This window comes from Clostridium nigeriense (assembly GCF_050585265.1).
GTDB classification, from domain to species: domain Bacteria; phylum Bacillota; class Clostridia; order Clostridiales; family Clostridiaceae; genus Clostridium; species Clostridium nigeriense_B.
The window spans coordinates 34,249-48,993 of record NZ_JBNOOE010000012.1 but is presented as its reverse complement, the minus strand read 5'-3'; the positions used below and the strand labels follow the sequence as shown (position 1 = coordinate 48,993).

The window sequence follows — 14,745 nt, the reverse complement described above, 5'->3', positions numbered from 1 at the left end:
ACTAAGTTATATTCTAGCATTATTATCACAAAACTTTTGTATAATTTTGTCGTAAATCACTTGTTTTTAATAATTCATACTAAGATAACATATTATCTGATAGCATAAATAATTTTCTACAAAGAAAAAAGAAGCTAGTTTCCTAGCCTCTAATTAACTTACATCATTAATGTAAACTTCTTTTCCTTTAAATACTATAACTAGTTTTTTAATATTAGTTATTCCTCTATTTATAAGTTCTGTTTCGTATTTTTTATCTTCTATTTGTTTTCTTGCTTCTTCTATTAGTTCTTCTATAGTTTCATCATACTCTTCGTAGTATTTTTTAAATTCTATTATTATTCCTATCTTACTTATATCTTTAGGAATAACCATTATATCATATCTTCCATAGCCTGATTCTCTATTTGATAACACTTGATGTGTTCTGCTTAAAGAAACTAAAAGTCCTAAGGTAAAGGCATGATATACTTTTTCAGGCATTTTTCCACTTACGTCAAAATAACTAAAAGACTCCCTTACATATCTTGAAAATATAAGCTTAAATACTTTAAAATCAAAGTTTACTAAAGCCTTTAGCATTTCATTATATTCTGAAGCAACATAGCTTTCACTTTGCCAGTCACGAATTATTTTTTCATACATAGATTCAACTTCTAAATTAGGAATCTTTAAACTATAGTAAAAATCTTTTCCTTCTGTTCTTCTTCCTACAACTTTTAGATATCCCGACATAAGTAAGAAGCTCCATATATTATTTTCATCTCTTTCTATATCTGCCATTACTATATTTTCATCTATACTAACTTCTATAGTATTTCCCCTAAGCAGTTCTTCAAAGGATTTTTTTAATCCTTCACTACCTTTTGCTAAAATAGTTTTTATTATTTTATTTTCTGAAGTATTTACCCAATGTGGCATAAAGCCACTATCTCTATCATCTAAATAACATAATACTGACCAGGGATTATAAATTACTGTATTTCCGAAAATATATCCGTTATACCATCTTTTAAATTCTTCCCTTTGTTCTACTACATTAAAATCATTTAATATTTTCTCTATTTCTACATCTGTAAATCCAAATTTATCACAGTAAGCATTTTTTAAAATAGTATTTAATTTTAAGTTATTAAGCCCTGAAAATATAGATTCTCTAGCTACTCTTAATATCCCTGTAAGCATTGCTTTTTCTAGATATATATTATCTTTTAATGTGTTAGATAAAAAGTTTCTCATAAATCCAATTGTTTCATCATAAATTCCTGAAAAATAACTATGTTGAATTGGTGTATCATATTCATCTATTAAAATAATAACTTTTTCTCCGTGATATTCATAAAGATATTTACATAAATTTTTCAATGCTAATTCTAATTCAGCTATGCTGTAATCACTATTAATTATTTTATTAAAGAAATCTTTATCTTGTTTATCCTTTAAAATATTATAAACTTCTTTATGTTCATTATATATCTCTGTTATAAACCATTTAATTCTTTCAATAAGGGAATTAAATTTATTATGCTTTTCATCTTTAAAAGTTAAATATATAGTTGGATATATTCCTTGTCTCTTCATTATATCTTCTTCTTTTTCTATAAGAAGGTTATTAAAAAGATATCTTCTATCTTTATCACATTTTTCAACAAAGTATCTTATCATAGATAAATTAAGTGTTTTTCCAAATCTTCTTGGTCTTGGAATTAAAATTATTTGTGATGAATCCTCTAAAAATTCCTTTATTAAAAGAGTTTTATCTACAAAATATCTATCATCTTCAATAATTGTTTTAAAATCACTATTTCCAAGTGCAATTTTCTTCATAACTTCCACCTTCTTTCTAACTTAATTTTTTTATTTATCTATCTATACTTAACTTACATCATTAACGTAAACTTCTTTTCCTTTAAATACTATAACTATTTTTTTAATATTAGTTATTCCTCTATTTAAAAGTTCTGTTTCGTATTTTTTGTCTTCTATTTGTTTTCTTGCTTCTTCTATTAGTTCTTCTATTGATTTTTTATTTGTTTTCCTTGCTCTTTTAAATTCAATTATTATTCCTGGTTTAGCTATATCTTTTGGTATTACCATTACATCATATCTTCCGTAGCCTGATTCTCTATTTGATAATACATAATGGCTTTTATTTAATGATACTAACATTCCAAGTACAAAGCTATGATATACTTTTTCTGGTTCTTCTCCTGATACATCAAAGTAACTTAGAGACTTCTCTACATAATCTACAAATATTTCTTCAAATACTTCATAATCAAAGTTTACTAAAGCTTTTAGCATTTCATTATATTCTGAAGCTATATAACCCTCACTTTGCCAATCACGAATTATTTTTTCATACATATATTTAACTTCTAAATTAGGGATCTTTAAACTATAATAGATTTCTATATCTTCTCTTCTTTTTCCTACAACTTTTAAATATCCAGCCATAAGTAAAAAACTCCATATATTATCTTCATTAGCTTCTATATCAGCCATTATTATATTTTCATCTATAACAGCTTCTATAGTATTTCCCCTAAGAAGTTCTTCAAAGGATTTTTTTAAGGCTTCACTACCTTTTGATAAAATAGTTTTTATTATTTTATTTTCTGAAGTATTTACCCAATAAGGCATAAAATCACTATTTTTATCTTTTAAATAAGATAAAACAGACCATGGATTATAAATTACTGTACTTCCAAAAATATATCCGTTATACCATTTTTTAAATTCTTCTCTTTGCTCCACTACATTAAAGTCATTTAATATTTTTTCTATTTCTATATCTGTAAACCCAAATTGTTTTGAATATCCTTCTTTAAGTACAGAATATACTTGTATATTATTAAGTCCTGAAAATATAGACTCCCTAGCCACCCTTAATATTCCTGTAAGCATTGCTTTTTCTAAATATATATTATCCTTTAAGGTGTTAGATAAAAAGTTTCTCATAAAGCCTATAGTTTCATCGTAAATTCCTGAAAAATAACTATGTTGAATTGGTGTATCATATTCATCTATTAAAATAATAACTTTTTCTCCATGATACTTATAAAGATATTTACTTAATTTTCTTAAAGATACTTCTATATCATCTTTAGTTGCTTTTCCTAATTCTACTCTCTTAAAAAACTCTTTATCTTTTTCATCATTTATATTCTTATATAAATATTTAAATTTAATAAATATATCCGATAAATGATCACTTATTCTCTTTACCAAAATATTAAAATTATCATGTTTTTCATCTTTAAAAGTTAAATATATTGTAGGATATATTCCTTGTCTTTTCATTATCTCTTCTTCTTTTTCTATAAGAAGATTATTAAAAAGATATCTTCTATCTTCATCAGATTTTTCAACGAAATATCTTATCATAGATAAATTAAGTGTTTTCCCAAACCTTCTTGGTCTTGGAATTAAAACTATTTGGGATGGATCCTCTAAAAATTCCTTTATTAAAAGAGTTTTATCTACAAAATATCTATCATCTTCAATAATTGTTTTAAAATCACTATTTCCTAATGCTATTCCTTTCAAGTCTAACACCTTCTTTCTATTTAATAATTTCTGTTTTAGTTAATTATTATTACTTATTATATCATATTTTATAATACCTATCCTGACCTTGTTTTAATTGGTCTATTTAAAGCTTCTATATATTTAATCTTATAATATTCAATAAAAAGGGACATCAAAAAAGGCTGTAGTTTACACTACAACCTTCAACACTCTAAAATTATCTTTTATAAGACTAGATTTCAATCGATTTTATTTTTTTATAATAATACAGTCCTAATGGAATTGCTGCTGCTAGCCATGCTATAGGATCTGATAAGCATATTCCTGTATATCCTATAAATCTAGGTAATGTGAAAGCAACTATTGCTCTTGCTATAAGTTCGAAAGCTCCTGCCATCATAGGAACAAAGGATTCTCCCATTCCTTGAAGTGCATTTCTATATATAAATATTACTCCTAAAGGAATGAAAAATGCTGCTGCATAATTTAAGCATTCTTGTGCATATGCTAATATTTCTGCATCTGGATTACTTATAAATAATCCAACAAAGAATTTTCCCCCAAAAACTAATACAAGTCCTGCAATTATACTTGTTATTATAGATATTTGAATGCAATTTTTTACCCCTTCTTTTATACGATTATAATTTTTAGCTCCTAGATTTTGTCCACAATATGTAGCCATAGTTACTCCAAAAGTAATTGCTGGTTGCATTACTATTTGTAATACCTTAGATGCTGCTGTATATGAAGCAATTACTGTAGATCCCAAAACATTTAATGCTCCTTGTACTATCATTATACCAAGAGCTGTTATAGAAAACTGTAATGCCATAGGAATTCCTATTTTTAAATGCTTAACATATACATTCTTTTTAACTTTAAAGTCTTCTCTTTTTAATCTTAAAATTTTATATTTTTTATATGCATAAATTATACATAGTATTCCTGAAACTCCTTGGGATATTATTGTTGCCCAAGCTGCACCAGAAACTCCCATAGAAAAGTTCACTATAAATACTATATCTAAAATTATATTTAATATGGATGCTATTATTAAAAAATATAATGGAGTTTTACTATCTCCTAAAGCCCTTAATATTCCTGATATTATATTATAGACTACTGTTGCTATAGTTCCTGCATAAATTATTACAATATAAATATATGCATCATCTATAATATTTTCTGGTGTATTCATTAAATGAAGTAATGGCTTAGCTAAGAAGACGCTAACTAATGTAATTATAATTGCTGCCACTAAAGATAAAACCAAAGCACTTGCCGTAGCTTTCTTTAATCCTTCATCATCTTTAGCTCCAAATTTTTGAGATACTAAAACAGAAAACCCGCTAGTTATCCCTACTACAAAACCATTTATCAAAAAAGACATTGAACCTGTAGAACCAACTGCAGCTAATGCCTCTACCCCTATGAATCTGCCAACTATAATAGTATCTACCATACTATAAAATTGTTGAAAAATATTTCCTATAAGTAATGGAATTGAAAATAATAATATTAATTTAACTGGATTACCAGTTGTCATATCTTTTGTTAATTCTTTCTTCACATCTTTTATCATAAATTTGTATTCTCCTATATGTAAATTCCCGATTATATAGAATATCATTTTTAATAAGAATAATAAAGTCTTTTTATCAAATATTTTATATGAAATTTATTACATTATGTTAAGCAAAATATGGCTGCCAAAAGGCAGCCATAATAATTGACAATTAGTAATTATTGAAGTAATTTGTTCTAAGATTACAAAAACAATTTAATCTTAAAAACTCCCTAAGGAGTTTTATCCTTAATTCTTCATTATTCATTTTTAATTGTTCGCCAGCACACTGGCTATCTTCTCCTTCTATGGTTTCTAGATGAACTTCTATTTTCGCTTTGGTTTGAAGTAGAGTTCATGTTGCTATTCATATTTCCATTCATTTCTCCACCATTCATTGCACTAAATAACATAGATAAAGGATCCCCTTGAGGATTGCTATTATTTCTGCTATTCATATTGTTTTGAGCACCTTGATTTCCATTCATCAACATACTCATTAACTGATTCATATCTACACTATTATTTCTATTTTGTCCTTGATTTCTTTGTTGATTTTGTTGCATTTGTGGTGGTTGCTGATTCATATTATTCATAAACATTGACATAGGATTATTCATATTGTTGTTCATAGGGTTATTCATATTTCCATTCATCCCGTTATTTTGGGTTGGCATATTCATTCCATTGCCGCCCATTAGCATGCTTAGTAATTGTCCTATGCCATTTCCTTGTGACATTCCGCCTCCCATTCCCGGCATTCCACCATTCATTCCTGGCATTCCACCACCCATTCCTGGCATTCCGCCTCCCATTCCTGACATTCCATTCATCAGCATGGATAATGGATTATTTCCTTGCCCTTGAGGAGCTTGTCCTTGTCTTTGTCCACCCATCATTGATCCTAGTAGCATATTCATAAGTGGGTTTCCGCCGCCCATTCCTGGCATTCCACCGCCCATACCCGGCATTCCACCACCCATTCCTGGCATTCCGCCTCCCATTAATCCTCTAAAAAGCATATCCATCATTTGCATATGGCTATCTCCTATTTTATTACTATTACTATATAAATATTTCTCTACCTATGAATTTGCTACATAAATAATAATTTAATTTTTTATACTCACAAATGACTTATATATATTATTTACCTTAAATCTATTTTTCTTTAAGAATTCATTATTTTCTTTATTATTATCAATACCAATTGGTAACTTCATTTTTTCTTCTATAAATCCAGTTATAAGATAAAGATTTCTTATGCTATAATCCTTATGATTTTCATTTACATCTTCTTTCATTTGATTTATTAATGAATTATATATATTTACTAAATACTGTTTCATATCCTTAATTTTATAAGGGAAAATATATTTATTTGCAAATAAAGTTAATACTCCACCTATTACAACGAATATAATTCTTTCAATTACTAATTCAGTAGTTCCACCTATTATTGCTGCTGAAGCTACTGCTGATACAGTTATGCAAACCATCTTTTGTCTATAATTTTTACTAAATGGATCTAAATATCCAGCTAAAAGAATAATTGCTGCTCTTGCAGTTTTATTTTGGATAGCTCCAAAAGCTATAAGAACAATAACTCCACCTATAAAGGTAGCTATAACTCTATCCTTTACTCTTTCATTAGAAACCTCTACATAAGGTTGGATAAGTGAAAAGATAGTAAAACACATCCATCTCCCCTCTGATAAATTAAAATATTTAGCTATAAAAGCTGTAAAAGCACCTATTATTCCAAGTCTTATTGCATATCTAACTTTAGCTGAGTCAATCTTGAAGTTTCTTTTATGAACAGATATCTTATGAAAATGATATGGAATATCATATTCCCTCTTTACACTTTTTCTTTCTTTGTCACTTAAAGCATCTATATTTTCTACTTCTCTATAAAGAATATTCATTAAATCTACAATCTCATTTATATATTCTTTATTTAGCTCTTTTATTTTTAAATAAGTTTTTATATTGTCCATATCTTTTAATTCAAAATTTCTATCTCTAATATTTGTAACTTCATTATATACGTCATCTAATAGATCTTTATAGCTGCTTTTATTATTTTCCATGCTAATTCTATCTAGTAGCATATTTATTCTTTCTAATGCCCATATAATATCAGTTATTATTAATCCATCACTAGTTAAGTAATAATCAGCTACTCTTTTATCATAGATAACTCTTTTTAAATAATTTATTAACTCTATTATTTCTAGATTTTCCTTTTCAAAGCTCTTATTTTCTTGTAATAATCTTATCTTTTCTAATAAAGTATTACTGATTTTATCTATTAATTTAATTCCTGTCTTAAACAACTTATCCTTATTAATAATAAATTGAATTAGCATTATAAAAACACTTCCAAAAATTAACCCTATAAATCTCTTAAATAAAACTTCACCTTCTGCTGGGTAAAATAGCATAAAAAAATATTGAAGCCCAAATGGCACTACTATAGATTTTTTTAAATTACCACTAAATAAATAACCTATTATAAAAAGAGCAATAAAATTTAATATAATTCCAAGCCATACATTATGAATTGCTAAAACTGAAAATACTAAGCTAAATAAATTAACACCTAATATTTTAAAGAAATTTTTAAATGGGGCTATTGTTAAATCTCTTTCCACAAGAGTTAATGCTGTAGTTATTATTGTTACCCCTACTAATGAATTTCCAGATCCAAATAAGGATTGAAATACATTAACAAAACCTATTATAAATATGAATATTATTGTATTTGTTATTATTTTCTTTTTCATCATAGTACCCCCTTTTGATACAAGAAAAAATACTATCACAATGAATACCTAATTTCAATAACGCTTATTTTTTGAATTTTTTATTAATATTATTAGCATTTATTTAATTTAAATCATTTTCTTTTTTAAATCCATTAATTATTTTTCATATTTCTTCACAAAAAAATAAGAAGCTGTTTTAGCAGCTTCTTATTTAAATTTTATTTCTATCATTTTTCTTTTTAAGTAAAGAACTAGTATCTAAAGATTTCTTTTCATTTTCTTCATTTTTAACTTTATTCTTAGACTTTTTACTTTCTTTATTTTTCTTTTCTTCAATTTTCATATCTTCTTCTAGCTTTTCTTTTATAATTTTCTTTTCTTCAACTACCACCTTAGAAGTTTTTACTTTTTCTTTATTTATTAATATATCCTTATCTCTTATTTTCTTTTCTTTCTTAGATCTATCTTTTTTCTTTTTAAATAACTTAATGAAGTCTAGATTTAATCTTCTATAAGCTATATCTATCATAAATAATAAAATACTTATTACTAGAAGAGTGTTAGTTAAATTAATTTTCTTATACTCTCTTTGAAGCTTTCCTTCAAAAACCTCTTCTGGTTTATTAATAAAGGTTCCTTTTGTTTCTTTTACTACTACATCTAATTTTTCAGCATTAGTATTAAATTTATATTCATCTGAATACTGAAGTGCAAAAGCTCCTTTGTAACTATTAGTAATTTCACCATTTTCCTCTTCTCTTATGTTAAAGTTATAAAATCCTAATGAGTTAAGAGGTACATTTGCAGAGAATTTACCTGGTTCAACTTGAGTTAAATCAAACTCTCCTTCTTCTCCATTTTCTCCATTATATATTCCCTTAACCTTTGTATCAGCAGAAATATTATCATTATAAAATTCAATTTTTGCTTCATTACCTTCTTGTGTAATATTTAAATATCCTTCTTCTCCATACTTTGGAATAGTGAAATAAACCATATTTTTTATAAGTTGTGGTCCATATTCCCAAGATAAATAATTCTTACTCCATTGTCCACTAACATCTGAAGTAAAACTAACTGTTCTTCCTATTCCATATTGCATAGCTGCTAGTATTGGTTCATCATGACTAGAGCTTAAAATTTCAACTGCATTTTCTTTTATAGAAGTACCTATATATCCAAGTAAACTAGGTATCCCATCTGAAGTTTTAACTCCTGCTAATATTTCATGATTGCTTAATATCTTAGGCGTAAATTCTTCATTAATTATATAAGTTCCTGCAGATAGCAATACTTCTTTAGCAAATATTCTAGGAATGTCAGTATATATATCAGTATAATAACTTCTTCCTCTACCTATAGATGCTAATTGACTTAATAAATCTGAATTGGCACCTTCACCAACTGCTACTGTAGAAAGAGTAATATTATTATCATTAAATCCTTGAAGTAAGTTTACATAATTATCATATCCATATCCATCTTGTCCGTCTGTTAATAATATAGTATGTTTTATTTTTGCATTACTTTCAAGCTGAATATTATACCCTTGTTCAAGAGCAGGATAAATAGATGTTCCACCTCTTATTTGTATTCCTGAAATAAGTTCCTTTATAGCTTCCTTATCGCCAACTTTTTGAAGTGGCACAACTACATCATAAGTATCATCAAAAGCTATAACAGATATTTCATCTACTTCTCTTAAATTTTCTAAAGCCTTCATTGCAGCTTCTTTTGCTAATGTTAATTTACTTACTCCTCCACCTTCTGCACTCATACTTCCAGACTTATCTATAATTAAATTTATGCTTATAGCTGGAACTTCATTTTTTCCCCTTTTATCCATATAAACTGGTAAAACTTTTTCTAAGGCTGTATCTTTATATCCTCCAAGTGCATAAGAATCCTCACCACCAAAGGTTACTAAACCACCACCATAATCTCTAACATAGGCTTCAATATTTTCCATAAATCCATTTGTTAAGTCATCTTTATGAACGTCATTAAGTACTACTGTCTTATATTCTAATAACTCATTTAATGTGCTTGGTGATGCTCCAGGAGATATTTTCTTTATATTTGCTCCTGAATTAACTAGTATATTTTCTAATGCTGTTGAATCCCCTTTAACCCCATTTATAATAAGAATAGTTGGTCTATCCATTACATTTGTAAAAGTGCTATATTCGTTATTAACTTTATTAGTGTCTTCATCTGCTTCAATTAAAACCCTGTACCCTTTAAAGCCCCCTGAATCTTGCTTATCTTTAAACACAAAAGAATTTTTTCCTTTTTGAATTTGAACCTCTTGCTCTCCTACTTTAGTTCTACCAGAAAACAATGAAAGTTTAGCCTTAGTTGCATAGTTAGATTTTATATCTATAGAAACTGAAAACTCTTCTCCTACAGATATATTATCAGGAACTTTTACACTATCTACATAAACCTCATTTCCCTTTTCTCCAGTTATTTTATATAATTTAAAATCTATATTTTGTTCATTTATAAGTGGAATAGATTTTAATATGTCACCTTGATTTTCTTCACCATCTGTAATTAAAACTATTCTCTTTGAGCCACCTCTTTCAAATAGGCTTAAAGCACTTTCAACTGCTTCTTGAATATTAGTAGCTGTAACTATAGGATTTTCATTTATAGATTTATATTCTTTTTTTCTATTTAATACCTTATCAACCTTTGAACTATCTCCAAATAAAACTACACCCGCTTTATTACCTCTAGGCATTTTTTCTAGGGCTGTGGATATAAAATCCTTACCAGACTCTTCAAAATCTCCTACGCTTTCAGATACATCTAGTAAAAATACTGTTGAAATATTTCTTCCTTTTAAATTAACTGTTATATTTCCTAAAGCTAATATAAGTAAAGTGAATATTATAGTTCTACTTATAAATATTACCAACTCATTTTTATTCCATGGTTTATATTTCTTAAAAGTATAATACATAAAGGCAAAAAGTATTGGAACTAATATCAAAAAGTATAAATTTCCTATTTCTATCTTCATATTCTTTGCCTCCTAATTTCCTCTTTTATACATTATCCACTCAAAAGCTACTACTGCAATGGCTAAAATGATGACTAAAGGAGATAAATTTAAACCTCTCTTTAATTCTGTCTTAGCACTAGCTAAGTTTTCACTTTCGCTAATATTACTTACATTGGTATTTCCTTCTTTTTCTGAAGGGAAGTTCACTGAAAATAGTTCTTTTTCATCTTGAGATTCAAGGCTATATACTCCTATTTGACTATCTTCATTTATTTCATCTCCTGATGTAATTTCTTCAATATCTCCATTAGGATAAGTTAGTGTAATACTAGAATCTAAAGATAATCCCTTTGCAATAATCTTTTCACCAGCCTTATAGTTACTACTATATACCATTCCACTAGAAATTAAATTTTCTCCAAGTTCATACATTAAAATTGGGAATTCCTTTTTAAGTGGAAAATCACTATTATGAAGATCAAAGGATAGGGCTGCAACTTTTCTTCCATCAACTTCTCCTTTAAAGCCTATGAAATCTCCATCAATATTTAAAAATCCTTTTCCATAGTAAGGAATTTCAATAAAGTTATACTTAGAAGCTGTAAAAGTAGTATCTTCTAGGTATTTTGATACTTCTCCAATAACAGCCTTAGCCTCTCCTCCTTCCCCTCCACTAGCAACGTTAAAGAATTCATTTGATGAAGGATTAATAAATAACATACTTCCTTTAGATGGCATAATATCTGGTGTAACCCCATCAAATACGTATAAATCATAATTATCTGCACTAGTTAAATTAGATGTATTATTTGTTTTATATACTTCTGTATTTTGAATAGTACTAAAAGCTTTTTCTAAAAATAAATTTTGTTCTGTTACTATAAGAACTTTATTTACTTTTTTCTTTCCAACTACGTGATTATAGGTATTGTCCCCTGAAATCATATCTTTTCTGGATAGCTCTCCCCTTAAAGTTTCTGATTTAATCGATTGTAAATCAAAGGTTAAAGTTTTATTTTCTCCCTCTTTAAGATCTAAAGCTTCTACAGATATAAGCTCCTCTCCATCGTAAAGTGAAAAATCTCCTTGATAATCCCCGACTCCTCTATTTGTTATAGTTGCAATTACTCTTACACTATCTTCTAAAAATTTATGAGAAATATTATCTATAGAGGCATTTATACCAGAGTTTGCTAAAGAAATTACTGTTCCATTAACATCACCTAAAGAAAATTCTTTATCAGTAATTGCAATTACCTCATAATCTTCTTCAATGCCTTCTCCAATTGCTTTTAAGAAAGATAATGTTTCATTTATATCTCCTGAATTATAGCTTTGATTTATCTCAGAAATAATTTCATTAGAAACTTCCTTATCAAAATCTCCATTTTGAAGCAAGTTACTATTTCCATCAAAGGATATAATATAAGTATTTGTGTCATCCTTAGTAGAAGCTAAGAATTCTTTTGCTATTTTTTTAGCTTCATCTAATCTGGTTTCATCTCCATATTCAGCACTCATACTTGCAGTATTATCTATTACTAAAATAATATTTTTATAAGTTTTTCCTCCAAAATTTAAAAATGGTCTCATTAAACTAAAAATAACTAAAAGTAATATAATTATTTGTAAAAGTAACATTATATTTTTTCTAAGTTTTTCCCAAGGAGTATTGGCTCTTGTATTTTTATAAACTTCATTCCATAAAAGTGTTGAAGAGATTACCTCTTCTCTATACTTTCTCTTTAATATATAAAGTAGTATTAAAAGAGGAATAGTTATCAATAAAAATAAGGGCCATAAATTAGTAAATCCCATAACATCATCCTTTCAGGCACATGATAATAAATAATAGATCAAAGATGCGACGAATATTTTGTGTAAGACAAGGAAGTGAATCCGCAGATACTGGTAGTTATCTAAAGATTCACTGACGCAGTATTACGCAAAATAGGCTAGCATACTAGTCTATTATTTATTTGATCGTGCCTTAATACAGTACTCTTTTCTTGCTAAATTCACCTAATATAATTTCTTCTATTTCCATTGATGAACTTACACTTATAAATTTCCCACCATATTTTCTAGCTAAATCTTCAATAGACTTCTTATATAGCTTTAAAGTAGCTTTATATTCTTTAATTATATTTGGAGTTAAGCTCATCTTTACATTTTCATTAGTTTCTGAATCTATAAAAGTAATTTCATTATTAAAATCAGGATTTATTTCTTCATCTGATAATATTTGAACTAAAATTATATCTTGCTTTTTAAAGGCTAGATATTTTAAGGCTTCTTCTAAATCTCTCATTCCTTCATTATTAAAAAAATCAGAAACTATAACAGAAACACCTCTTGGAGTTAAAGGCCTCTTTTTTATACTTTTAGTTAAATCTGTACTCCCTTTAAACTCTAAACTTTCCAATTCTCTAAGTATTCTTTGAAAAGCCTTATTTCCTGAAGCAGATTTAATATTATCTATGCTTCCACTATCCATAGTAGATATATTTACTCTATCTAAATTATTTAAAGCAATATAACTTAAGGCTGCTACTACTTTTAATGCAGCATCTTTCTTATTTACTATTCCATAGTCCATAGACTTAGATTTATCTATAAAAAAATTAAATACTCCTTCTCTTTCTTCCATAAAAACCTTAACAAAAAATTTATCAAATCTTCCATAAGCATTCCAATCTATTCTTCTAAAATCATCACCAGGTGCATACTCTCTATAATCTGAGAACTCAACTGATACACCTTTTGCCTTAGATTTTCTTCCTCCTTGAGTGCCAGATGAAAGTTTAAAATTAATATGCATATTAATTTTATTTAACTTTTTAAAAAAGTCTTCATTAAATAATCTTTCACTCATTCCCTACACAACCTTTAAATCTTCTAATAGCTTATCTATAATGCTTTCTTCAGTTAATCCTTCTGTTATAGCATCAAAGTTTAATATTAATCTATGTCTTAGAACTGGGTATGCTAAGGATTTAATATCTTCAAAAGAAACATTTAGCCTTCCCTCCATAACTGCTCTTACCTTTGCTCCACTAATTATTCCTTGTGCTGCTCTTGGACTTGCTCCTGCCTCTACATATTTTTTAACTATTTCAGCCCCTTCTTCTATTTCGGGATGAGTAGCTAGGATTAACTTTAAAGCATATTCCTTAACAGAATCAGCAATTTTTATTTCCCTTATTGCTTCTCTTATCTTTAATATTTCATCTCCTTCAAGAACAGCATTAATTTCACTTTTCTCATTAGTTAATGTTAAATCCATTATCTCCTTTAATTCTTGTAAACTTGGAAAATCTACATTTAGTTTAAATAAAAATCTATCTAATTGAGCTTCTGGTAATGGATAAGTTCCTTCTTGCTCAATAGGGTTTTGAGTTGCAAGTACCATAAAAGGTTTTGACATTTCATAAGTTTTCTTACCTACTGTAACTGTTTTTTCTCCCATTGCCTCAAGTAAAGCCGATTGCGTTTTTGGTGTCGCTCTGTTTATTTCATCTGCTAATAAAAGATTAGTAAATACAGGTCCTTTTTCAAATTTGAATACAGTATTATCATTTTCCTTTACAACTATATTAGTTCCAACAACGTCTGCTGGCATTAAATCTGGTGTAAATTGAATTCTTGAAAACTTAAGATTTAACACTTTTCCAATTGTTTTAACTAATTGTGTTTTTCCCATTCCAGGCATACCTTCTAAAAGTACATTCCCATCTGCAAATATTGCTATTAAAACATTTCTAATTATATCTTTTTGTCCAATTATTCCTTTAGATATCTCTTCTTCACATCTTCTTATTTTTTCTGAAACTTCCATCATCTCTTTTTCATTTATTTCCATTATT

General features: G+C 27.5%; 9 protein-coding genes. All 9 read right to left on the bottom strand.

All coding sequences use genetic code 11. The features are described from left to right. Positions 1-153 precede the first annotated feature (153 nt). On the bottom strand, positions 154-1,827 hold the full coding sequence (locus ACQPVP_RS11745; RefSeq protein WP_430850158.1) for an AAA family ATPase: 1,674 nt from the start codon (positions 1,825-1,827) through the stop codon (positions 154-156). A gap of 48 nt (positions 1,828-1,875) precedes the next feature. After that, on the bottom strand, positions 1,876-3,549 hold the full coding sequence (locus ACQPVP_RS11740) for an AAA family ATPase (protein ID WP_430850156.1): 1,674 nt from the start codon (positions 3,547-3,549) through the stop codon (positions 1,876-1,878). Between the two features lie 214 nt (positions 3,550-3,763). Beyond that, positions 3,764-5,116, bottom strand: a complete 1,353-nt coding sequence (locus ACQPVP_RS11735; protein ID WP_430850154.1) for an MATE family efflux transporter — start codon at positions 5,114-5,116, stop codon at positions 3,764-3,766. Between the two features lie 275 nt (positions 5,117-5,391). Beyond that, on the bottom strand, positions 5,392-6,135 hold the full coding sequence (locus ACQPVP_RS11730) for a hypothetical protein (RefSeq protein WP_430850152.1): 744 nt from the start codon (positions 6,133-6,135) through the stop codon (positions 5,392-5,394). A 75-nt stretch (positions 6,136-6,210) separates the two neighbouring features. After that, positions 6,211-7,887, bottom strand: a complete 1,677-nt coding sequence (locus ACQPVP_RS11725; RefSeq protein ID WP_430850150.1) for an FUSC family protein — start codon at positions 7,885-7,887, stop codon at positions 6,211-6,213. 193 nt (positions 7,888-8,080) lie between these two features. Next, a complete protein-coding gene (locus ACQPVP_RS11720) occupies positions 8,081-10,897 on the bottom strand; it encodes a VWA domain-containing protein (protein ID WP_430850148.1) in 2,817 nt (938 codons plus the stop codon). Between the two features lie 12 nt (positions 10,898-10,909). Continuing rightward, on the bottom strand, positions 10,910-12,697 hold the full coding sequence (locus ACQPVP_RS11715) for a vWA domain-containing protein (RefSeq protein ID WP_430850146.1): 1,788 nt from the start codon (positions 12,695-12,697) through the stop codon (positions 10,910-10,912). A 172-nt stretch (positions 12,698-12,869) separates the two neighbouring features. Next, positions 12,870-13,754: a DUF58 domain-containing protein gene (locus ACQPVP_RS11710; protein ID WP_430850144.1), complete on the bottom strand. Its 885-nt coding sequence runs from the start codon at positions 13,752-13,754 to the stop codon at positions 12,870-12,872. 3 nt (positions 13,755-13,757) lie between these two features. Then, positions 13,758-14,741 carry an AAA family ATPase gene (locus ACQPVP_RS11705; protein WP_430850142.1) on the bottom strand — a complete coding sequence of 328 codons (984 nt, stop codon included), beginning with the start codon at positions 14,739-14,741 and terminating at the stop codon, positions 13,758-13,760. Between the last annotated feature and the right edge of the window lie 4 nt (positions 14,742-14,745).